The organism is Vogesella mureinivorans (assembly GCF_007644035.1).
GTDB classification, from domain to species: Bacteria; Pseudomonadota; Gammaproteobacteria; order Burkholderiales; family Chromobacteriaceae; genus Vogesella; species Vogesella mureinivorans.
In genome coordinates this window covers 171,426-197,680 of sequence record NZ_VMTV02000178.1, presented here as the reverse complement: position 1 = coordinate 197,680, position 26,255 = coordinate 171,426, and the positions used below count along the sequence as shown (strand labels likewise).

General features: G+C 63.3%; 1 protein-coding gene (only partly in view). It reads left to right on the top strand.

All coding sequences use genetic code 11. The features are described 5' to 3' along the window. A protein-coding gene (locus FLQ44_RS07060; protein WP_147693783.1) for a VCBS domain-containing protein crosses the window boundary here: on the top strand, positions 1-26,255 show its 3' portion. 3,058 nt of this gene lie to the left of the window's left edge; only the last 26,255 of its 29,313 coding nucleotides appear in the window; its start codon lies beyond the left edge, outside the window; its stop codon occupies positions 26,253-26,255.

Below are 26,255 nucleotides of genomic sequence, written 5' to 3'. Positions count from 1 at the left end.
GCGGCGCCTTTGGCTGGCAGGTGAAGTGGGGCAGCGTGCTGACCGACGCGCTGACCAAGCTGGATAACCTGATTACCGACATCAACCTGTCGCTTGGCGGTACAGGCAGCTTCAAGCTGTGGCACACCACCAGCAACTTCAACGGTTTCAATTTCAGTGGCTGGGACTTGTCCGGCCTGGATTTCAGCGGCAAGTCCTTTCTGGGGTCGCTGTTCCGTGGTGTGGATTTCGGGGGCGCGCGCCTGGGCGGTGCCACGTTTGATATCAGTACCGATTTTTCCTGGGCCGACTGGCGTGGTATCGACCTGTCCGGCATCAGCACCCTGCTGGGCAAGTTCCGTGGCGTGAATTTCAGCGGGCTGAGCTTTAGCGGCATCAGCTTTGACAGCCTGGTTGTCGACCTGTCCGGTGCCCGCTTTACCGGCACCAGCAACCTGGCCGGCCTGTTCAGCGGCCTGTCTGCCAGCGTGAAGCGCCTGTTTACCGGGGCCGATTTCAGCGGGGTGGATTTTTCCGGCCTGTCGGCGCTGACTACGTTCAAGTTTGCCGGCTTCAAGCGCGTCAATTTTAGCGGCGCCAACTTGTCCGGCCTGGATTTCAGCGGCGTAGACCTGTCGTTTGCCAGCCTGCGCAACGTGTCGCTGGCCGACCTCAAACTGGATGGCGCTTTGCTGTCCGGGGTGGATTTCAGTGGTGTCGTGGGCGCCATCAAGAGCGCGGCCCAGGCGTTTTACGACGCGCTGACCAAGCTGCCGTCGCTGCTGAGCGCCGACCTGCTCAAGAGCATGAACAAGCTGGTGGTAGAAGACATTCTGGCTACCGGCGCCAGCGGCCCGGCCTTTGCCTTCTCGGGCGGCCTGAGCTTTAACGGCAACGCGCTGGACCTGCGCCTGAACCTGCAGGCCAACCTGGACCGCAGCTTCGAGGCCAACTTCCATTTCAGCACGGCCGACCTGGCCAATAGCAGCATGCTGCCGGTGTTTGATGTCAGCGGTACGGCGCTGGGCCGGGCGGTGTTTGCGCTGAATTTCGACATTGGCGCGCGTATCGGCCTGCTGGATAAAAACGTGGCCGGGGTGGTAAACGTCCCGCTGCCGGCGTCGATCGACCCGTATTTCCGCCTGAACCGCCTGGACGCGGCCGCATCGCTGGGCGTAGCCAACCTGGCCGCCAGCATCAGCCTGGCCAACCTGGGTAGCGCTAGCCTGGTCAACGGCCAGTTTGCGCTGGCCGTGGGCGGGCGCATGTCGCTGAATGGCCCGTCTGGCGAGGGCCTGCTGCGCTGGAGCGAGCTGGCGGCGCTAAAAGCGGCCAACCCGGCCGACTGGTGGAAACAGCTGGCCACGCTGACGCCGTCTACCAAGCTGGATGCGTCGTTTGGCGTAAAACTGGACGTGCAGCCTACTATCGATGGCAAGAGCTTTACCGATATTTTTGGCACGCCGTACATCACGCTGGATACCGACCAGCTGTTCCGTCTCAGCGACGAAGGCCTGGTGGTGTACCAGGCACCGTCGGTGAGCGTAGACGTGCTGCTGTCTGCTACCCAGAAAACCCAGCTGCTGAACGTGCTGGACAAGCTGAAAGCCGCAGGCGACGGCGCGTTTAACCCGGATTTCCTGTCCATCAAGCTGCCTGGCATCGGCAAGAGTCTATCCGAGCTGTTTGGCAGCAAGAGCGCCGACCCCGGCAGCAGCTTCTTCAACCGCTTGCTGAATCTGAGCGATGCGGCCAACGCTTACTTTAACAGCACCAAGCTGGCGGCCACCCCGCCGGCCGATGCCGCCGATGCCACGCTGCTGGGCCTGGTGAATGCGCTGAACACGGCGCTGTCGCAAAAAGTAGCCATCGATTTCGACGCCAGCCAGAGCGACTGGTCGGGCAAAAACCTGGCCAACGTCAGCTTTGCCGGCCTGAACCTGCGCGGCTTCAATTTTAACGGTGCCGACCTTACCGGTGCCGACTTCAGTGGTGCCGATCTTACCGGTGCCACCTTTGCCGGGGCCAACCTGAGCTTTGCCGTGTTTGCCACCCGCAAGCCGGATGGCAGCGTAGACCGCAGCACGGGCAAAGCCGGTGCGGCACGCCTGGAAGGGGTGAATTTCAGCGGCGCGCGCCTGAAGGGCGTGAACCTGGGCGGCCTGGACCTGCGTGCGGCCAACTTCGAGCTGGCAGATATCAGCACCACGGTGTTCGACAAAGCCTCGCTGGTCGGCGCCAGCTTTGCCGGTAGCGTGGTATCGGCCAGCACCAGCCTGGCCAACGCGCTGTTTAGCGGGGTGTTGCCGGCCGAGCTGCTGCGTGCCACCGGCACCGCCATCGACCTGGACCCGCTTACCGGTGCCGCCGACCTGAGCGGTTTTGACCTGAGCGGTTTCAATTTCAGCGGTCTGGACCTGTCCGGTATCAAACTGGCCAACGCCAAGCTGGTGGCGGCCAACCTGTACGGCGTGAAGTTCGGTGCGGCCAACCTGGAAGGTGCCGACCTGAGCACGGCTTACCTGGCCAAAGCCGATCTGGCCACCGCCACGCTGAGCAGCGCCACCAAGCTGGACGGTGCGCTGTTTGCCAAAACCGATAGCGTGCCCACCACCGCCAGCGGCAGTGCGCTGGTGATCAAGCAGGGTGCCTCGCTGGCCGGGCTGAACCTGTCCGGCTACGATTTCAGCGGTATCGACTTTAACGGTGTCGACCTGTCCGGCACCCGTCTGGTCGGCACCGTCTTTGCCGGTGCCAGCTTGGCGGGCGCCACGCTAAGCGATAAAACCGATTTCAGCCAGGCAGACCTGCGCGGTTTGGCGGCGCTTACCGCTGCCAGCGGCGACCCGCAAATCAGCCTGCCGGCCACGCTCAAAGGCGTGTTCGCCGGTGCCGATTTGTCCGGCCTGAACTTGTCCAATATCAGCCTGAGCGGTCTGAACCTGGCGGGCGCCAACCTGCAAGGGGCTACCGTGACCGGCGCCGATTTGTCCCTGGCCAACCTGCGTGCGGCCAACCTGCTGCTGGTAAGCGGCACGCCCGCCAGCGCCAAAGGTGCCTTGTACGATGGCGATACCCGCTGGTATGCGGGCGCGGCCAAATGGGCCGGTGTGCAAAAAGCGGCCGAGGCGCCAGCCAGTGCCCACCTGTATGACGGCCCGCTCTTCGACTTCCGCGGCACGCTGGATACCAGCGGTACCGAGATCCGCATTGCGCTGAATTTCCAGATCAACCTGAACCGCCAGGTGGCCATGGGCTTTGCGCTGGGTAGCAGCGACCTGCCCGAGGCTGCCCGCAAGCTGCTGCCGCAGTTTGCCCTGTCCGGCACTGCGCTGGCCGATATCAAGGCCGCAGCCGATATCGACCTGGGCGTGGTACTGGGTAGTAAGACCGTAGGCAATGGTGCGGCCAACTTCACCGTGCCCAGCGCCGACCAGATACAAACCTATATCAATGTGAACCGCCTGCAAGCCGAGGCCGAGCTGCAGCTGCAAAACCTGCAGGCGCTGCTGAATGTGGCGGGCTTGCTGGACGTGGGCATCGAACAGGCCGATATCAGCCTGAAAGCCGCGGTAAAAGCCGTGCTGGACGACCCGGACAACCGCGATGGCAAAGGCCGCGTGTACCTGTCTGAAATCGCCGCCGCCCAAGGCGGCCTGGCTGGCCTGATCCACAGCGACAGCGTCGCCAGCCTGTCCGGTGCCATTACCCTGAATGCCAAAGGCCAGGGCTTCAACCTGAATGATTTCGGCCTGCCGGTGATCAACCTGGACGCCCCGGTGCTGTTCAAGCCCGACGCCACCACCGGCAAGCTGGTACTGCAGCGCCCCGACGCCACGCTGGACGTGCGCCTGACAGACACCCTGCGCGACAAGTTGCTGGAGGTGCTGGACAAGGTAGACAGCACGGCCAACCAGAACGTGCTGGGCGTGGGTTTGCTGAACAGCAAAGTGCCTGGCCTGGACCAGAGCATCAACGAGCTGCTGGGCTTTGACAGCGACGACACCGACGCAGTCGATATCAAGGTATTTGCCCTGAAGCAGGCTGCGCAGGACTTCTTTGCCAAATACACCTTCAGCGATACCGCCGAAGCGAACAAAAAAACCGGCTGGCCCACCCTGCGCGAGGCTACGCAGCACCTGAAACGCGAGCTGGCCAAGAAGTTCGGCCTGCCGCTGGATGCCAACCGCCGCGACTGGTCTGGTGAAGACCTGGCCAATTACGATTTCAGCAAGCAAAGCGCTAATCACCTGCGCGGCTACGACTTTAGCGGCGCCAACCTCAGCGGGGCCAATTTCAGCGGCCTGAACCTGGATGGCGTGAACTTTAGCGGCGCGAACCTGCAAGGCGCGATTTTTGACGCCAAGACATCGCTGCGCGGCGCCAATTTCGACGGTGCCGACCTGCAGGGCATTACCTGGACGACAGTCGATCTGCGCGGCGTGAACATGGCCAATGCCAACCTGAGCGCGGCCAATTTGGTGGGTAAAGACCTGTCCGGGGCCGACCTCAGCGGTGCGCTGCTGGAAGGTGCCGACCTGAGCGACAGCAACCTGCGCAATGCCAGCCTGGCGCGTGCCGACCTGTCCGGTGCGCGGCTGGAAAACGCGCTGGCCATTGGCGCCAGCTTTGCCTGGGCCAGCTACGACGGCAACACCTTCCTGGACGGCATGGTGGTAGACCGCACCGTGAAAGCGGTATTCGGTACCGAGCTGTCTGAAAACGTGATCTACCTGGGCAAGCGTGGTGTCACACTGGATGGCCAGGGCTACCACTGGCAGGGCTGGGACCTGTCGTTCATCGACTTCTCGGTGTTCCAGAACCTGACCATCAAGAACTTCGACTGGTCCGGCGTGAACCTGCGCGGGGTGAACTTCAGCGGTGTTACTTTTGCCGGCAGCATCAACCTGAAAGGCGTGTTTGCCGTAGACGTGACCTGGCCGAGCATCGACTTCTCCAGCGTGTTCAAGTTTGATGGCGGCAGCGGCTTCTTCTTCAACAGCAGCGGCAGCGGCCTTTCGCTGCCAAGCTGGCTGACCGGTATCAGCGGCTACCTGCCGTCGCTGGATTTCAATTTCAGTGCCAACGGCCTGTTGTCGCTGCGCGGCTGGGATTTGTCCGGCCTGGACTTCAGCGGCCTCAAGCTGAACCTCTCCGGCATTGATCTGAGCTTTGCCAACCTGAGCAAGCTGAAGTTTGGCGAACTGGTGCTGGACTTTGACACCAACTGGGCAGGCAGTATCTGGTCTGGCCTGAGCTTTACTACCGGCAAGTGGCCAAGCCTGGCGGGTATTTTCCGCGATGTGGATTTCAGCGGTTTCGATTTCAGCGGCTTCAAGTTGCCGGGTAGCTGGGGTTTTGACGGCGTGCATCTGCCAGACTTCAGCGGCGCGCGCTTTGCTGGCGCCCTGAACGTGGGCGAGTTCCTGATCGGCCTGAAGCTGAAGCTGCAAAAGCTGAACCTTGACCTGAGCCTGCCGCAGATCAATTTCTCGTTTGCCGACTTCCGTGGCCTGGACCTGAGCGGCCTGCGCGGCTTGTTCGACAGCATCAACTGGACCTCGGCCGGCATGACGCAGCCGGCAGATGCCAGCGACTGGCTGGGCAAACTGTTCCAGGGCTTCAAGCTGCCGTCGGTGAACCTGTCGGGTATCAAGCTGCCGGACATCACCTTTGATTTCAGCAAGCTGGACCTGTCTTTTGCCAACCTCAAAGGCATCAGCTTTGCCACGCCTGCTTTCAAAGGTTTCAATTTTGACGGCGCCAACCTGCGCGGCATCGACCTGTCCGGCCTGCTGGGCTGGGTCAAGTCGGCATCCAAAGCCATGTTCAACAAGGCGGATGCCTGGGTAAGCGGCGTAGCCGACGCGCTCAAGACGCTGGACATGGATGCCGTGGTGCTGGACGGGGTGTTTGCCGGCGATGTCAGCGGCCCCGAGTTTGCCGTGCTGCCGATGTTTGATACCACAGGCAACGAAATTACCCTGGGCCTGGGCGTGAAGATCAACCTGGATCGCAGCCTGCAGCAGCAGTTCAGCTTTGGTCTGGCCAACCTGGCCGGCGACGCCGCCACCAAGATTGCCAACTTTACCGCCAGCGGTAGCGCCATTGGCCGCCTGGTATTGCACGCCGACCTGGAAGCCGGCCTGGCGGTAGGCACCAAGAGCGGTGACAACAGCCTGAACCTGCCGGTACCGACCAACGCCGACCTGTATTTCCGTATCAACCGCTTTGACGCAGGCGCGGCGCTGAATGTTTACGGCCTGGATGCCAAGGCCAGCCTGCTGGGCGACCTGGCCCAGGTCAAACTGGTGGATAGCGATTTTGCGGTAAAAGCCGCCGCCAAGGTGGTGGTAACCGACCCGGACAATAGCGACGGCAAAGGCCGCATTACGCTGAAAGACCTGGCGGCGCTGTCCGGCCAGGGCAAGACCGTGGGCAGCCTGTTTGCCGTGACCCCGGCGGCATCGCTGGAAGGCAATCTGGTGTTTGATGCCAGCCTGGGCGGCGTGGATATGGGCATGTTTGGCAACCCGACGCTGGCTATCCGCTCCGACATCATCAAGGGCAAGCTGACCCCGCAGTATTTCTTTGATGTCAGCATCGACGGCGCGAAAGCCAAGGAAAACCTGCAAGCCATCTTTGCGCAGGCGGCCAGCGTGGGCGACTCGCTGGACGGCATGGGCTTCATGTCCAGCCAGCTGCCGTTTGTCGGTGAAAGCCTGGGCGGCATCATGCAGAGCGAAGATGGCCGCAAGCTGGGCGACGTGCTGTCTTTCCGCCGCGTGGTGGACGGCACCAAGTTCTCGGTGCTGGACGACTACTACAACAAGACCGGCCCGCACACCTACAGTGGTCTGATCAGCCTGCTGAAAGACTATCTGTCCGCTAGTGGTGACTACAGCGGCCTGCAGTCGCTGTTCCCTAACCAGTATGGCGAAACGCAGACCGGCCCGTTTACCGTGGGTGGCGGCCTGGAGTTCCAGGGCAGTAACGAGCAGCAGATTGTTGACCTGGGCGGGGCAACGGGCGGCAGCTTCACGCTCATCTTCAGCCACGACGGCGACGATTACAGTACAGAAGCCATTCTGCATAACGCCTCTGCCGACGCGGTAAAAGCCGCTTTGTTGGCCGCCAAGACCAGCGGTGGAAATACGCTGAATGGCCTGCTGCTGGACGTGGCGCAGCTGGATGGCCGCTACCAGGTAACGTTTGCCGGCACGCTGGCTCGCCTGGATGTGGACGCCATGACGGTAAACAGCAGCATGCTGTCGGGCGGCACCGCCACGGTGCGTACCCAGCGCGAGGGCGCCAGCAAAGAGCTGCGCCTGGACCTGAAGCTGGACCTGAGCAAAACCACCAGCCTGCCGTTTAACCTGGGCACCGGCCTGGATAGCCTGGGCCTGAAATTGAAGGGCAGCGGCGATATCGACCTGACTGGCGAGGTGAAACTGGACCTGTCGTTTGGCTTTAACTTCGACACCCTGGCCAATGCCGCCAGCGGCAAGCTGTTCATGCAGGCGCGCGAGATATCGGCCAAGGCCAGCGCCAGCATGCAGAACTTCAACGCAGGGGTATCGCTGGGTGTGCTGGATGGCCAGATAGACAACGGCACCATGCAGTTCCAGGCCAACGCCAATGTGGGCCTGTCGGCGCAGGCCGGCAATGCAGACCGTAACGGCGAGCGCGTGATGCTGGGCGATGTGGGCAAGCTGGGCGACCACGTCAACGCCAAGGCCGACGTGTACGCCGTGGCCGACCTGCCGATCAAGGCCAACCTGTTTGGTGGCGACCTCACCAAGCTGACCGGCGGGGCCAACCCGAAAGTGGTGGTGGAGTGGGGCACCGAAGCCACCCCGCTGGCGCTGGAAGACATCAAGACCGCCAAGCCGGTTATCCGCAAGGAAAACTTCACCAACCTGGCCAGCCTGTCCAATATGACGCCGGCGCAAATGGTGCAGCTGCTGGCCAATGTGGGCGACTTCCTCAACCAGTTCCGCGATTCTGACCTGTTTGACATCAAGGTGCCGTTCAGCGGCGCCGACCTGGGCGATGTATTCGACTTTGGCTACGGCTGGACCAAGGTGCTGAACGAGCGCCTGCAGGGCATCACCGCGATGGACCTGACTGCCAATAAAGCCATTTCGCCGGTACTGGCCGACGACGTGGCGTTTGACCTGGTGCTGCAACGCCCGGGCGATACGGTGCCAAGCAAGTACACCGTGACCGTGAAGGCGGCAGAAACGGCCGGCTTCAAGAGCATTAACGAGCTGGCAGAGCTGATCAACGGCAAAGTGGCCGAGGTAATGAACGGCGCGCTGAAACTGAACAACAGCCTGCCAGTATGGGTTACCGAAGGCCAGAGCAATAGCAGCACGCAGGGCAGCCAGCAAAGCGCTAACGGCGATGCGGCCAAGGTGACCCAGCTACAGCAGGGCGGCCAGGCCGACAACGCCGTGCTGTTGCTGGATATCGGCACCGCCAACGGCACGCTCACGCTGAAAAACGTGGGCAATGCCACCACGGCTAGCGTCGTGCTGGGCGCTGGCGATAGCGACGCCACCATCGCCAGCAAGCTGCAGGCCGGCGTGGCCACGGTATTTGGCACCCATGCGGCCAACCTGAAAGTGACGGGCAGCCGCGCCGATGGTTTCCGCATCGAGTTTATCGGCAGCCTGGCCGGCAAGGCCTTCATGGCCAAGGAAAGCGTGGCCGGCCTGGTGGTGACAGCGGGTAGCAGCAGCTTCCTGTTCAAGCCGGGCATGCGCGAAGGCCAGGTCAACTTTGCGGCGACCAACGGGGGCGTCGCCGCGGGCTTCTCTTTGCTGGCAGACAAGAGTCTTGCTGCGCTGCAAAACGATATCCTGCAGGCGGTCGCTACCGCCACCAATATCAATGCCAGCAAGATCACGGTAAGCGGCGACCGCAGCAGTGGTTTCCGTATCACCTTCACCGATACTGCCCCGGCGCAGCTGGCAGCCAGCATGGAGGTTGGCGGCGTCAACGCCATGTCGGTAGGCTTTGTGGCCCCGCCGAATGCCACCGCAGCGGTGAGCGAGACGCTGTCGCACAGTGTGGGGGTGAGCGAGGTCAAAGTGCTGGCCTTTACCGGCTATGAGCGCGGCACCTTCGAGCTGGAGCTGTACGGCAAGAAGACCGGCCCCATCCGTTACCTGAACAACGCGGTAGACGCCCAGGCGCTGGCGATCCAGCAAGCGCTGGAAGGCATCGTGGGCAAGGGTAATGTGGAGGTAAGCTTCCCGCAGAAAGACCCGCTGGACGCCAGCGGCAAGAAAACCAACTACGGCTCGGCGCCCAAGTTCAAGATTACCTTCAAGGGTAGCTACGCCCAGCAGAACATCCCGGACATGACCGTCTACTTTGGCGGCCTGAAAGCGGGTAGCTACGTGCCGGCCGGGGAAGTGCGCGGCGTAGAGCTGATCGAGTTCAAGCCGGGCGTGAACAAGCGTGGCGAGGTGCAAACCGTGGCCGTGAGCGCGGCGGCCACCACGCCGGCCAGCTTTACCCTGTCGTTTACGCACGATGGCAAGACCTACACCACCGGCACGCTCAACAGCAATATGGGCTCGGGCGATATCCGCAGCCAGCTGTTGGCCGCTACCGCCGCAGGCGGTGCCAAGCTGGGCGATATCAAGGGCATAGAGCTGGGCGTATCGCTGGCCGAGCGCGGTGCCTGGAAAGTGAGCTTTGGCGGTAGCCTGGCGGGTGTGGCGCTGGCCGAGCTGCAGGTGGGCAACCTGGCCAATACCGTGAACCCCACCGTGACCCTGGCCTCGGTACAGGAAGGCCGCTTCCGTAGCGAAGTACAGCAAGTGGTGTTGGCCGCCGCCAGCGGCCTGATGCGCGTGCAGCTGGGCGAGGGGGCGCTGTCGGCCACCTTCCCGGCGCTGGCCACTGCCAAAGAACTGCAAGCCATTCTGGAAGCCATGCCGGATATCGGTAGCGGCAATGTGGTGGTGAGCGGCAGCCCGCAAAAATGGACCATCAGCTTCCAGGGCCGCCTGTCCGGCCGTGATGTACCCGAGCTGGTATTCAGCCCGGTGCAGGAGCTGGCCCTGCAAGCTGCCGCCAGCGGCAGCACCAGCTTCAGCGTGAAGCTGGCCGGCAGCACCGCGGCCAGCAAGACCCTGACCATTACCGGCTTCGATGACGAGCAGGTGCGTGCCGCGCTGCAAGATGCGCTGGCTAGCCTGGACGGTGTGGGGGCGGGCAATGTCAGCGTAGCCGGCCAGGACGGCCAGTGGCTGATTACCTTCACCGGCGAGCTGGCCGGCCAGGTGGTGGCCGGCGTGGAGCTCACCCGCACCGTGGACACCACGGTAGAAAAGGTAAAAGCCAAAGCCGTGTCGGCGGCCATGCTGCAGGTCAGCGCCATCGAGCCGCAGCTGAAAGCCGGTGGTATCACCTGGGGCAAGCTGCAGTTCAAGCCGGTGAATGTGGACGATTTTGCGTACTTTGCCATTCGTCCGTCTGCTGGTGTGTCTATCGATGTGGTCACCCCTGGCACCGCCCAGGTGGCCGAGGTGCAGCGCTTGCGCATTGTGAATGCGGCCATGGCTGCTGCATCGCAGTTCGAGCTGCAGTTCACCGACAAGGCGGGCAAGAAAGTAGAGATCAACGGCCTGGCCGTGGATATCAGCGCCAGCCAGCTGCAAGAGCGCATCAATACCGCCTTCACCAATGCCGGCATCGACGGCAGCGTGAGCGTGGCCGTATCGGTGATGAACGAGCCGGTAGGTACCCGCGTGCCCGAAGGCACCCGTGCGTTTGACATTACCTTTGCCGGCAAGCTGGCCACCGGCGACCAGCCCGCCTTTACCACCACCTATCAGAGCCTGCGCGCCAAGCCAGGCGCGCAAATGGTGGCCTACAGCCTGCAACAGGGCGCGGCCGCTACCGCCACCAGCGTGGCCAAAAACGAAGTGCAGCGCCTCACCATCAGCAATGCGGTAGGGGGCACTTACGGCTTTGCACAGCGTGTGGGCAGCGAGTACTACACGCTGAACGAGCCGTTTGCCTACGGCGCCAGCGCCGCGCAGCAAGAGACCGAGCTGAAAAAAGCCGGCTTGGACGATGCCGCCATCGCGGCACTGAAAGAAGGCAAAACCGCCGAAGAAGCGCTGGCTATCCGCCAGGCCAAGCTGATCGAGCTGGGCCTGCGCAAAGCCTTTTCGACCGGGCCGAAAGCCATTGCCGGTGCCGATGTCACCGTGGCTGCCGTGGCCGGCCTGCCGGATACCTTTGATATCGTTTACGGTGGCAGCCTGGCCGGTGAAGACCTGCCCACGCTGCTGCTCAACAGCAGCCAGCTCAAGAGCGCGGCACAAGCTGCCGGTGACAAAGGCTACGCCGGGGTAGACCTGCTGGGCCTGGACGTACTGGGCCAGGAGGCGCGCACGCAGAGCGGGCCGAAGTTCAATACCCTGGAAGAGTTTGCCGCCGTGCTGCAAGACGCGGTAAACGAGCTGTTGCCTAAAGGTGAAACCTTCAATGTGACAGCCCGCTTTGACGCCCAGGCCATGGACTTCATGTTCGACCTGCGCTTTACCCCGGCCATGCCGCAGCAGCTGGTACCGCTGGACTTCGGCTTTGATCTGGCACCGGTGGGGGATTTCAGCGCCAAGGGCAACCTGGTGCTGAATGCCGGTATCGACTTTGTTACCACCATCGGCCTGGACTTCAACCGCCCGGACAATTTCAGCGCAGTAGGCGGCACGGTGAACAAAGCCGAGCTGCAAGCCAATGCCAGCGCCGGTGTGGCCAACGTTGGCCGCGTACTGTTCAACCAGGCAGCAGCGTACAACGCCAGCACCAACCCGGCCATTGATGCCAAATTCACTATTGATATTGATGGCGAGCGTTACGCGCTGACGCTGGACGCCGCCCGCCAGGCCGACAACAACAGCGTGGAAGACCTGCTGGCAGACCTGAACGCCGTGCTGGATGCCACCGCAGTCAAGGCCAATGGCAAGCTGGCCGTGGTGAATTACAGCAAGCTGGGCCAGGCCGCCCGTTTTAGCCTGGTAGAGGTAGCGGGCAAGAAACAGCTGCAGCTGGGTGTGTCGGGCACCGGCCTGCAGGAAGTCACGCTGTCCGGCCAGGCCGTCAGCGTGACCGTGGATGGCCAGACCCGCAGCATCAATGCCGCCGCCAATGTGCTGGGCCTGAGCGGCAGCCAGAAAATGGCCGCCGTCACCGTGGACATGCCCGCCAATGGCAAGCTGTCGGCCAGTAGCACCTTCGATCTGATCATCAACGGTGCCGACGACCAAGCCACCGGCGGCATGACCGCCACCGGCGAAGACAACGCCATCAACGTGGCGATCAACCAGTCTGCCTTTGCCGACAACACCACACCGGAACACCTGGCGGCCGATATCCAGGCCGCACTGGACGCCATCACCACACTGGGCCCGCTGGAAGGCAAAGTGCAGGCCAACGGGCAGGCCATCAGCAACCTGGGCCAGGTGCTGAAGGTAAAAGTGCTGACCCAGGGCCAGGGCAAGGTGCTGGCGTTTGTTACCCAGGGCCAGGTCATCAGTACCCTGAGCTTCCGCGTGGCGGATACCGACCCGCTGGTACAGCAGCTGGGTATCCAGCCTGGCGTGATCTACAAGGCGCGCGGCGTGTCGCTGTTCCTGCAGGACACCCTGCTGGGCGGCAAGATCGTGGCCGGGGTGGAAGACTTCAGCGCCACCGGCAAGCTGGGTTTTGTGTCCATGACCATGGACCAGATGAAAGCCGCGATTGATGCCGGCGTGAACGTGCAGATGCAGAACGGCGCGTCCGGCCAGGCCGGCGACCGCGTGTACGTGAGCGACCTGCTGGATGCCGGCAGCCGCAACGACAGCCTGCTGGGCTCGCGTTCCGACATTACCCTCACCGCCGGCCAGAGCAAAACCCTGGGCGCGCTGGCTGTCGACCCCGTTACCGGCCAGCTGCCGCTGGACGTAGGTCTGCGTGTGACGCTGACCGACCCGGCGGTAAACGGCGGCAAAGCCATTGCGCTGGATGTCACCGTACTGGCTGCCGATGCGGCCAACAATACCTCGCTGGCCCACCTGGCCGGCGACGTGAACGCCGCCATCAAGGCCGCGCTGACAGCCTGGGCAGGCAAGCAAGTGCCGCCGCTGGCGACCGTGCCGTTTGCCAGCCACACCTTTGTCACGCTGGGCGATTTGTACAAGCTGGACGGCAGCGTGGAGCAACAAAACGCGGTGCTGAAGTTTACCGCGCCCACCGCCGCCGCCATGACCGTGGTGGGCCGTAGCCTGATCAAGGACTACTTCACCCCGATTACCTTTAGCGACTCCACCTACGGCGTGGGTACCCAGCCTACCGCCAGCCTGACGATAGAAGGCATCAAGGTCGACGCTGGCGGCCTGAACCTGCTGCCGCCGGATGCCAACCCGAGCATTGATATCAGCCTGCCCATCATCGACGTATGGAAAGGCGTGAGCAGCCTGAAAGACGCGGTAGACGTGCGCGTAACCGGTGCCGACGTGTTGATGGGTTTGCGCAAGCTGTCGTGGGTACAGCTGATCGACGGCCTGAAAATGGTGGGCAACCTGCTGGGCCAGATGGACAGCTTTGCCTTCCTGAACCAGAACATTCCGCTGATCGACCGCAGCGTCAACGACATGCTGGACGTGGCGTCTGCGCTGGCGCACGCGCTGGACAAACTGGGCAGCAACCCGGCCCAGGGCGTGACCGAGCTGCGCAAGGTGTTGTCGGAAAGCTTTGGCATGCCGATTTACGACGCGGCGCGCCCGGACGTGTTCGGCATCAATATCGATTACGACGCCAAGACCAATGCCCTGGCCATTACCATCCCGTACGTGATCAAGCTGGCCGACCAGAACTTCTCGCTGGCCATGGACCTGGAAAAACTGGGCGACCTGATCGGCGGCGATACCGTGAAGCAGCTGATGGGGGCGGTCAGCACGCTGGCCGATGTGGGCGGCAGCGCCAAGATCGGCCTGAAATCCAGCGCCATGCTGAATATCGCGCTGGGTGTAGACCTGGATTCCGGCGAGCTGTTTGTCTTTGACCACGACAATAACGGCACCGCCGATAACTACAAAGACGACAAAGGCACCTTTGCCCAGCTGGGGCTGGAGGTCGATGGCCAGGACCTGAACTTTGCCGCCGGCCTGGGGCCGCTGTCGCTGAAGATCAGCAACGGTATCGCCAGCGTACTGGCCCGTGCCGGCCTGTACCTGAACGACGAAGCCGCCGGCAGTGCCGGCCATGGCGACGGCCGCCATTATCTGTCGTCTGCCGTGGCGGTAAGCGTGCTGCAGCAGGGCGATAGCGTGGCACTGCAGTGGCAGGATGCTGCGGCCAACTTCAGCATTAGCGGCAATACCGGCGGTGCGGTCATCAAGCTGGTGCCGGCAGCCGACGATACCGCCTCGACGGCAGATGAAACCTACCGCCTGAAGCTGGTGGTAGGGGGCAGCACCTTCTACACCGACAGCTTTAGCCGCAGCTATGACGCCGACGCCATGCAGGCGCTGCTGGAAAAAGCGCTGTTCTTTGGCCCGCAAGCCATCAAGGGCAGCGTGAGTGTGACGGCGGTGAACCCGTCCGACCTGAGCCAGGGCTGGAAAGTGAACCTGGGCGGTACTGCGCTCACCGGCAAGACCATTACCGTGACCGCCCACGCCCTGAAAGCCGGCGAGGCCGCGCTGGGTAGCGCCGATACCATCCAGTGGGTGCGCGTACCTAGCGGCTCGGGCGGCAGCTTTACCCTGTCGGTAGAGATCGCCGGCAAAACCTACACCACCGACGACATCGCCTGGAACGCCAGCGCTGCCGACGTGGCCAGCGCGCTGAGCGCCAAACTGGCGGCGGTGAAAGTAGGCGAGGTGGCGGTAGCTGTTAGCGTGGCCGCCCACAATGCGGCCAACCTGGCCCAGGGCTGGGACGTACGCTTTGCCGGTGGCCTGGCCGGCAAGTCCGTGGCGGCCATGACCGCCAATACCGCCAAGCTGACCCACCAGGGCGCGGTAGCCGTGGTGCCGGTGGTGGCGGGTAAAGACCCGAGCGGCCTGCAAACCGCCACCGTGGCGCGCGTGTCGGTGGTGGCCGGCAGCAGCGGCACCTTTGATCTGAAGTTCAGCGCTGGCGGGGTGAATTATGTTGCGGCCAACCTGGCCTACGACATTAGCGCCACCGAGCTGCAAACCCGCCTGAACCAGGCGCTGGGCGCAGGCTATAGCGGTATCGAAGTGGTGGTAGACAAAAACTACGGCGGTTTCAGCATCCGCTTTGGCGGCGCTACCCTGGCCGGCAAGATGGTGACGGTAAGCGCCGACACCACCAAGCTGAAAGCCAGCCCGTTCGGTACGCTGTTCAATGACCTGGAGGTGGATTTTGACGGTACCGCCAGCGTGCTGTTGCCCGCCAGCGTAGAGCTGGATAGCGAGCTGGTAGCGCTGGGCCAGGTACTGATTCCGGGCCTGGAAAGCACCTATCAGGTGGGCAATGTCGAAGTCCGCATCAACAGCCTGAAAGCCCTGACCCAGGCCATGCTGCAAGGTGTGGCGGTCAGCTCGGCGCAGATCAAGACTGCGGGCGAATACGACGCCACTAAGATCATCAACTACGCGCTGCCAAACCTGGACAAGGTCTACAGCGTGATGGCGCTGAAAAACCCGCTGATCCAGCTGATTCGCAACCCGGCCATCATCATTGACGGCATCGATTACGCACTGAAAGGTATCCAGAAGAGCCTGGACGCCATGGCCTCGCTGCCGTTGCCGCTGATTGGCAGCCAGCTGAAAAAGGGCACGCAGTTTGTCGGTGATTTCCGTAGCAGTGTGATTGCCAAGATCAGCGACTTTGTGAACAGCACGGTAGACACCTACGGCGGCATGGACAACGCATTGCGCCAGGTGCTGTTTGAAGCCTTTACCAATGACAGTAACGGCGACGGCAAGATTCAGGCCGCGTCGCTGGATCAGTGGCTGGAAAAGGGTGAGGCTGCCGGCGATAACCCGTTCCTGAACTTCCTGAAAGACTACAACGGCGACAGCCTGATTACCGCCGACGACATCGTGGTGGAATTCCTGGCCATGGGCCTGGCCAATGTGGCCAATGGTACACGCCTGGGCTACACCCTGGCCGGTACCAAGGACGACAAGCGTGGCGACAAGAAGGGTGGTGACGTCGTCAACACTCTGGCAGGCCACGACGCCTTGCAAGAAGCCAAGGCGCTGCAGTTCCGCATGCACCTGGGGCAGAACCTGCTGTCGCGCGATATCGACCTGTCGTTCGACATGGGTCTGCCGGGCCTGTCGCTAGAGGTGGAAGGCGGCGTACAGCTGGATCTGGGCTGGGACTTCTACCTGGGCTTTGGCGTGAACACCACCGACGGCCTGTACCTGGTCAGCAATATGGCCGGCAAGGCCGGCCTGCCGGATGGGCAGTACGTGGTAGCGGCAGACCAGCAAGCGGCGTACACCGCGGCCAACCCGGAAATCCTCAACCCGTGGCAGCTCACCGAAGCGCAGACGGTCAAAGAGATCAGCATCAGCTTTGATGCCTACCTGATCGGCAGCGGCGGTGGCCAGCTGGACGTAACCAATGGCGCCACGGAAAGCAGCTTCAACTTTACCAAAGGCGATGCCGGCACCTACACGCTGAGCTTTAGCGATGGCAGCAAGACCTACACCACGGCGGCCATCAGCCGCAGCGCGTCGGCCAGCCAGATTCAGGCAGCGCTGAACAAGGCGGTCAGCAAGTCGTACACCGGCATTACGGTTACCGCGCAGGCCGACCCGGCCACCAAGAAGGTGACCGGCCACAAAGTAGTGTTTGCGGGTGACAAGTTTGCCGGCAAGGCCGTGACCCTGTCGGCCGATGCCGCCAAGCTCAAAGACAGCACCCAGCCGGCCTCGATGACAGCGAAGATCTTCTTCCTGCAAGGCAAGCTTACCGACGACCACGGCAACGCTATTGTCGGCCCTGACGCCAGCAAACTGACCCCGTACACCAAGGATGGTGCCGGCGGCCTGTTTGACGCAGGCAACCGCGGCGATATCGGCTCGCGCACCTGGTTCCATGGCAGCTTTGCCATCGACATGATCGACCGTGCCGGCAGCAACGATGGCCGCATCACCTTTGGCGAGATGACGCGCGGCAAGTTTGGCGACCTGTTCAAGTCCGAAGTCACCGGCAAGGCGCAGGCCAACTTCAAGATGGACCTGTCCATCGAAGGCAGCAAGGTACTGCCGCGCCTGGTGGCCGACTTCCACCTGACCTGGGGCCTGAAGAACAACCCGGCGGCCATTGGCTACGACAGCTTGTTCACCACCTCGCCGCAGGTGTGGATTACCGAGCTGGGCATTGATGTCGGCAGCTTCTTCAGCGACTTCCTGGGGCCGATCGTGTCCAAGGTGCAGAGCATTACCAAGCCGCTGCAGCCGATTATCGATGGCCTCACCACGCCGATTCCGGGCCTGTCCAAGCTGGCAGGCAAGAATTACAGCTTGCTGGACCTGGCTTCCGACCTGGGCAAGGGTGACAAGCGTATCGAGTTCATCAAGACCTTTGTCACCATGATGGAGCTGTTCAACAGCATTCCGGTAGACGCCGAAGGCCTGATTATCCCGGTAGGGCGCGTGTTCAACCTGGCAGGCGACCTGACCAATGCCGCCAGCCGTAAAGGGGCGTCGCTCACCGGCCAGACCCAGGACGTGAACAAGGCGCTGGATACACCCAAACCGGCAGCCAGCAGTGGTAGCAGCACCCCGGCCAAGACGCCAAGTGCCAGCGGCACCAAAGGCTTCCTGGACAAGCTGAACAACCCGAATAACGCCTTCAAGATACCGCTGCTGCAAGACTTGTCCAAAGTGCTGGACCTGATCATGGGCAAGCCGGTAGACCTGGTGACCTACACCCCGCCTAGCCTGGGCGTGGGCGTGATGATCGATGTCGGGGCTTTTGTGTTCCCGGGCCTGAAAGTGGGCATGCGCGGTTCGCTGGATATTGCGGTGAACCTGACGCTGGGCTTTGATACCAGCGGCATCATCAAGTTTATCGACTCGGGTAATGCGCTGGATATCTTCGACGGCTTCTATGTCAGCGATAACTTCAAGAACGGTATCGATCTGCCGGAAATCGACGTGCTGGCCAAGCTGGCCATCTACGGTGAATTCAACGCCGGTGTGCTGCGCGCCGGTATCGAAGCAGGCCTGAAGCTGAAAGGCGAAGTGGACTTCTGGGACGAGGAAGGCCCGGGCGCCAATGACGGCAAGTTCCGCGCCAAGGAAATCATCAATGCCCTGATGTGCAACCCGCTGAACGTGGTAGAGGCCAGCATTGCCGGCTCGCTGTACGTGGACGTGTACGTGAAGCTGTTTGTGCTGTTTGGCTGGGCCACCGTGTTCGACAAGACGCTGCTGGAAGTGGACCTGTTCGAGCTGCAGTGGACCCCGACACCGTGCATGCCGATTCTGGCGTCCGACGACAACGGCGACGGCACCTGGGTGCTGCACATGGGCTCGTTTGACGGTGCCAACCTGATCGACGTGGACGCCACCTACGGCAGCGACATCGACAAACAGGCCCGCGACCGCATCAACCGCAATATCGAAGACGGCGACGAGAAATTCGTCATCAAGGAAATCGGTAACGGCGAGATCGAAATCACCGCCACGCTGGACGGCGTGGAGTACGTCAAGACCTATAGCGGTGTGAAGCGCATCCTGGGCTACGCCGGCAAGGGTAATGACATTATCGACGCCAGCGGCCTGAAAACCATCCAGGCCGTGCTGGTGGGCGGTGCTGGCAAAGACCAGATTCTTGGTGGTGCCCAGAACGATATCCTGATCGGCGGTACCGGTACCACCACGCTGCGTGGCAATGCCGGTAACGACCTGCTGCTGGCGCGCGGAGGCAGTACCGAGATGATCGGCGGCAGCGGCAGCGATAGCTACCGTTTCCTGGAAAACTGGGCCAGCGCCACCGTGCACGACGACGATAGCGGCGGTGCGGCCAACGTGTTCGACTTCTCGGCCGTGGCCAGCAGCCTGGTACTGGATACCGCTGGCCTGAACGTGTCTGCCGGCAGCAACCTGATGACCTTCGATGCTGTCACCGAAGTGGGCCTGTTTGTGGGTGGCCAGGGTGACGACACCATCGACATGTCGGCCGAAGACGCCATGCTGCATATCAATGTCAGCAATGTGGCCGAAGACGTCGCCGCACTGCAGGCCGGTATGGGCAGCAAAGCCGCTGCCAAGCTCGATAGCCTGATCACGGCTGACGAGGCGCTGGACGAAGGTGTCATCACCAATACCGCCGCCGGCAAAGCCAATGGCGACAATAACTTTGGCGACCGCCTGTTCCGCTTCCTGGGCGTGGAAAACCTGATTGGCGGCAGCAATAGCGATGTATTCGTGTTTGCCAACCAGGCCGCCATTACCAACAGCCTCTACGGCGGCCCCACCCGTGGTGTTGGTGTGTCCGGCGGCAACGAAAAAGCCGGTGCCCGCAATATCCTGGACCTGTCGCAGTACAACAGCGGCGTGCGCATCAACGAAAGCGGCCGTGCCTACACCATCCCGGCGGCCGTAAAAGGCCCGCTGGCCGACGTGCCGTCGGAAAGCCGCTTTACCAACGAGGCGGCCAAGGTCACCGTGCGCGGCTTCCACACCATGATCGGTGGCGCCGGCGACGACGTACTGGTAGGCGATGCCAGCCAGAACGTGATGCTGGGCATGAAGGGTAACGACGTACTGGTGGGCATGGAAGGCAACGACCTGCTGGTAGCCGATACCCTGAAAATGAAAGAAAGCGGCAAGCTGGTCGAGCTGGTGTCCGGCAAGCCGGCGTGGGAGCTGCTGCCAAGCCGTGCCTGGACCTGGTACGGCACCACCATCCAGAACGCCAAGCTGGGCGACCTGCCGGGCGCGCAAGTGCTGATCGGCGGCCTGGACAGCAACGACGGCAACGACGTGCTGATGGGTTCCAGCGGTGCCGACCGCTTCTACACCGGTGGCGGTGACGACACCGTGGTAGGCGACTTTGGCCGCCTGGCGTTCGAAGCCCGTGGCGAGCTGAAAGACGGCGACGCCAGCCAGGCGCAGTCCACGGCCAACGGTGGTGGCGGCAACGACACCATCGTCGGCCTCAACGGCAACCATGTGGTACTGGGCGGCCTGGGGCAGGACAGCATCACGCTGGGCAACGGCAATAGCCTGGTGCTGGGCGACCTGGGCAGCTTTACGCTGAAATCCGATACCCGCCTGACCCTGACCGCGCAAACCAGTGTGGGCAAAAGCTTTGACGAACAAGGTGAGGCCGACACCATTACCCTGGGTAGCGGCAGCAATGTGGTCATCGCCGGTGCCGGTGCCGACAGCGTCAGCATCAACGACGCCGCCGGCAGCCGCAATGTGGTGCTGGGCGATAGCGGCCAGGTGGTGTTTGGCAGCGCCAAAAAGGATGCCCACCTGCTGCAAAGCGTCGACGCGCAAGTGCGCGAAACCACCGGTGCCGCCGACAGCATCAGCTTGCAGTCCGGCAATGCCGTACTGGCCGGTGGTGCCGGTGCCGACGTGATCACCGTGAGTGCGGCGGCATCGGCTGCGGCCAACTACCGCTACATCAGCGGCGACCACGCCATCTTCAGCTTCGACACCCTGGGCGGCCTGACCGACCTGGTGAGCACCGACGTGGCCGATGCCACCGGTGGCAACGACAAGATCACCATCGCCAGCAGCGGCATGGCCAGCGATATCGGCCTGAACATGGTGATAGCCGGCATGGGCAGCGACACCGTACTGGTGAGCGCCGAGATTGACCCGGTGACCGGTGAAATTCGCCGCGGCACCGCCACCAGCCAGGACATCCTGCTGGGCGATAACGGCGAAATCCACCGTACCGCCGCCGACGCCAGCAATGGCCAGCGCAACCTGATGCTGCAGGTCAAGAGCACGGTAAACGACAAGGGCGGCAACGATATTCTGGCCAGCGGCGACGGTGGCAAGGTGCTGCTGGGCGGCTTTGGCGCCGACACCCTGTACGCCCGCGATGGCGCACAGCTGGTGGTGGGTGATAACGGCGAGCTGAACTACGACAGCGTGGCGCGCAACGGCATGCTGCGCGAGATGCAGAGCACCGACCCGGTGATCGGCGGTGCCGACCGTATCTTGCTGCGCGACGGTATCAAGCACGTGATCGGCGGCATTGGTGCCGATGTGATCGATATTGATGCCACCGGCCTGCCGCAGTCCAGCAGCCCGGCTACCGTCACCGGCCTGGACCTGCAAGACAACCTGGCCGGTAGCCAGGGCCGTTTTGTGGCAGGCGACAATGCCCGCTTCAGCTACGACGCGCGCAGCGGCCTGACCGACCTGGTGACCACCGATGCCATTACCGCCACCGGCGGCGACGACGTGATCAGCCTGGGCCAGAAAGACCTGGCGGCCAACCTGGGCCTGCAAGTGGTGTTTGGCGGCATGGGTGCCGACCAGATCGTGGTACGCAGCGTGGCGCGTAGCCAGGACATCCTGTTTGGCGACAACGGCGAGCTGCGTCGCAAACCGCTGGGCTATGGTGTGCTGTCGGCCACCAGCCTGGCCGCCAGCCTGGGTGGCGACGACCAGATTCGCACCGGCAAAGGCGACAAGCTGATCGTGGGTGGTTTCGGCAACGACCGCATCGTGGCCGAAACCGTGCGCGAAGGCAGCGCGGTAGAGCGCGTGCTGGCGCTGGGCGATGCTGGCCGTGTGGTGTTTGACGCGGCCGGTGGCCAGCAGCTGCAGAAGCTGGAAAGCACCGACATCGGCTTTGGCGGCGACGACCAGCTCACCCTGGGCGATGGTGACATCACCGTGATCGCCGGCTACGGCCGCGACGGGGTGCAGGTCAATAGCACCGAAAACGCCTTCCGCACCCTGGTGGGCGACAACGCCCAGCTGCTGTTCTCGGGCGAGGGCGACGTGGCGCGCCAGGCGGCCAGCCTGGTGTCCCTGCTGACGCTGGATCAAACCGCGGTGACCGGTGGCGGCGATACGCTGCAGATCGGCAGCACCGGGGCGATAGCCGGCGAGCTGGGCGAGGCGCAGCTGGTAGGCGGGATGGGCGAGGACGTGCTGTCGGTCTACGGTGCCTCGGTCAATGCCGTGCTGCTGGGCGATAACGGCCAGCTGCAGCGTCACAGCGGGCGCAACGCTGCACTGACCAGCGTGGGCAGCCTGCTGCCAGAGCAAGGCGCGGGCGATACGCTGACCCTGACGCATGGCGAGCACGTGGTGATTGCCGGCCAGGGCGCCGACAAAGTCACCGCCGGCAAAGGCTTTGGCGTGGTGCTGGGCGATAGCGGCAATGTGAGCTTTGGCAGCAGCGGCAAGCTGGCCTCGGTCAGCAGCAGCGGCATTGCCCAGGGCGGCAACGACGTACTGCAGCTGGGCGTGGGCGTGTCGACTATCGACGGAGACAAGGTGGTGGTGGGCGGCTTTGGTGCCGACACCATCAGCCTGCAGTCGCAGCGCGGTACCGCCAGCCTGGCGTCCGAACGCGCGGTGGCGGGTGATAACGCCAGCATGATCTTTGATATTGCCGGCCGCCTGACTTCGTTTGGCACGCTGGATAGCGACCCGTCTACCGGCGGTAATGACGACATTACTGTGTCTATGACCGGTGATGCCATCGCCGGCGTAATGGCCGACTTCAATATCGTGGCCGGCGGCATGGGCAGCGACCGCATCAATGTGCTGGGCAGCGTGCTAAGCCGCGACGTGGTGTCCGGTGACAACCTGGACTACCGCCGCAGCGGTGCCGCTAGCGGCTACCAGCACCTGTTTGCCGAAAGCAGCCAGCCGCAAAGCGGCGGCGACGACAGCATCCGCGTGGGCAGTGGCGACAAGCTGCTGTTTGGCGGCGCAGGCAGCGACAAGGTGGAATCGCTCACCGTCGCGGGCGACCGCAATATTGCCTTTGGCGACGCGGGCAGCGTGTCCTTTGCCGTAGACGGCAGCGGCAAGCTGGTGCGCGTGGGCACACAGAGCGACAGCAGCGGTGGCGACGACACGCTGAATATCGGCGCCGGTACGGCCTATGTGTTTGGCGGCTTTGGCCGCGACGCCCTCACGCTGAGCGGTGGTGATGCAGCCTTGCGCGTGGTGGCCGGCGACGGTGCCCAGGCCAACTTTGATGCCACAGGCGCACTGCAGCTGGTGCAAAGCACCGGCAGCGATGCCGCCGACCCGCTGCTGACCAGCGACAGTTTCGTGCTGCCCAATAGCGGCCGCAATATCGTACTGGGCGGCTCCGGCGTGGATACCTTGTCCGGCAGCGCAGAGCTGGATGCGGCCAACCCGCAGCACAGTATTATCCCGGGTAGCGGCCTGGCCGACCTGGTGCGCCAGATTGTCAGCGTGGTGATGCTGGGCGAGTACGGCGAAATGGGCGTGACCGCCAGCGGCTACGTGAAACCGCAAAACGGTGGCGGCAGTGGCACAGTAGAAGGTGACCTGGACGGCAAGGGCACGCTGACAGAAGACAGCAGCACCCGCGCCAGCGGCCGTATTGCCTACCCGGCGCTGTCGGGTGGCGTGGCCAGCTTCGACCCGGCCAGCAATACCCAGCAAGGCCGCTTCGGCAAGCTGGAAGTCAAGGTGGACGGTAGCTGGCGCTACACCCTGGGCAACGACGCCGCCAGCAATGCCCGCGTGCAAGCGCTGCGCGACGGCGACGTACGCAGCGAGGTGTTTGTGCTGACCACTACCGATGGCAGCCAGACCACCGTCACCCTCACCATCAACGGCAGTAACGACCAACCGCAGGCACAGCTGTCCAGCCTGGTAGAAGACGGTGCCACCAGCAGCAGCGGCCGCCTGCAAGACAGCCTGGCGGGCCTCGCCAGCGTGTTCTTGCCGGGCAGCTTTGTGGGCGAGCTGGGTACGCTGCAGCTGTCGGCCGACGGCGCATGGCAGTTTGCGCTCAGCGCCAATGTGCAGGCGCTGGCAGCCGGTAGCAGCCGCCGCGAGAGCTTTACCGTGCAAACGGTAGACGGTGCCACCACCACGCTGACAGTGGACATCATCGGTGTGAACGACGCCGCCATCATCAGTGGCCAGCAAAGCGGCAGCGTGGCGCAAGACGGCACGCACAGCAGCAGCGGCCAACTGCAGATCAGCGATGCCGACGACGGCGAGGCGCAGTTCCAGGCCGGTAGCCAGGCAGGCAGCTACGGTACCCTGCAGCTGGATGCCAGCGGCAGCTGGTCTTACACCCTGAGCAATGGCGCGGCCGTGGCAAAGGGCCAGACCGTGGCAGAGCAGTTCACCGTATTGGCCAAAGACGGCACCAGCAGCAGCGTGAGCATCAGCGTAACGGGCGGCAACCACGCCGCCCAGATCGCCGGCCAGCAAAGCGGCGCCGTGGCCAAAGACGGCCAGCAGCAGGCCAGCGGCCAGCTCAGCATCAGCGATATCGATGCGGGCGAGGCGGTGTTTGTGGCGCAGATCATCGCCGGCCAGCATGGCAGCTTCAGCCTGCAGGCCGACGGTAGCTGGGCCTACCAGCTGCTGGATGGCAGCAGCATTGCCAAGGGCGCTACCGTGCAGGAAAGCTTCCAGGTACAGAGCGCAGACGGCAGCCGCAGCACTGTGGTGGTGGCCGTGACCGGTGGCAACCACGCCGCCAGCGTTAGCGGCCAGCTAGCGGGTGCGGTCGCGCAAGACGGCCAGCGCAGCAGCAGCGGCCAACTACTGGTAAACGATATCGATGCCGGCGAAGCGGTGTTTGTGGCGGGCAATAGCCAGGGCCAGTACGGCCAGCTGCAGCTGCAGGCCGATGGTAGCTGGGTGTACCAGCTGCAAGACGCTAGCAGCATTGCCAAAGGGGCCACCAGCCAGGACAGCTTTACTGTACGTACCGCCGAAGGCAGCACCGTACAGCTGGTGATCACCGTGACCGGTGGCAACCACGCCGCCGTGATCGGTGGTGCACTGGCCGGTGCCGTGCAGCAAGGCGGCAGCACGCTGGCCAGCGGCCAGCTCAGCATCAGCGATAGCGACGCCGGCGAGGCCGCTTTTGTGGCGCAGCGTTACCAGGGCAGCTACGGTGTGTTCAGCCAGGCAGCAGACGGCCAGTGGCAGTACCAGCTGCAAGACGCCAGCGCACTGGCCAAAGGGGCGGTGGTAAACGAGACCTTTGTGGTGACCAGTGTGGATGGCAGCCAGACGACCGTGAGCATTGCGGTAACGGGTGGCAACCACAGCGCGGTGATCAGTGGCGACAGCCAGGGCAGCGTGAAGGCAGATGGCAGCCAGCAGGCCGCCGGCCAGCTGCAGGTTAGCGACATCGACCAGGGCGAAGCTGCCGTGCAGGCAGGCAGCCTGGCAGGCGTGTACGGCCAGCTGAGCCTGGCGGCCAATGGCCAGTGGCAATACCAGCTGGCTGTTAACGCCAGCCTGGCCGCCGGCAGCCAGCAGCAAGACCGCTTTACCGTGCTGTCGCAAGACGGTAGCGCCCGCTTCGATATCGTCATCTCGGTAGCCGGTGCCACCCTGGTGGCCCAGCCAGTCACCGACCAGCAAGTGGTGCAGGCGCTGCAGCTGGCCAATAGCGGCAGCACGGCAGCCGGTAGCACTCCTGCCGGCAGCACGGCCAATGGCAGCCAGGCTAGCCAGCAGACCGGCGCCGGCCAGGACATGGTTGGCCGCACGCAAGCCGGCGGTAGCGCCAGCGGCCAGCAGGCAGAAGAGGGCGAGCAGGATAGCCCGCAGCCGGTGGTGTCTGTCGCCACACTGGGCGATGTGCTGTTTACCGCTACCCAGCCGCTGCAGGGCAGCTTGCCGCCGGTTAGCACGGTGGAGGTCGAGCTGGCACCTGCAGCCACGCCAGCCCAGCAAGCCATGCAGGACGTGGTGCTGAGCACGCAGGCCGAGCCGGAAACCGACGACACCCCGGCCGCTGAGGCCGCACCTGCCCAGCCGGAAACACCTGCCGCCACGGCCGCGCCTGCCGTTGAAACTGGTAGTGATGTGGTATCCTCTGCCGCGCCTGTTGCACCGGAAAACACCCCAGCCCAGCCGCAGCCTGCCGCCCCGGCAGCCGCGGCCGAGCCGGGCAATACCGCAGCAGCCGACGCCGCTAGTGATGTGATGGCACAGGCGCAGGATCTGGCCTTGGGCTTGGCCGCGCTCACCAGCGCGGGCCGCAGCAAAATTCTGTGGGACCGTCAGCCAGGCAGCGGCAAGCGCGCTGCCGAGCGCGGCACCAAGAATCGTCGATAA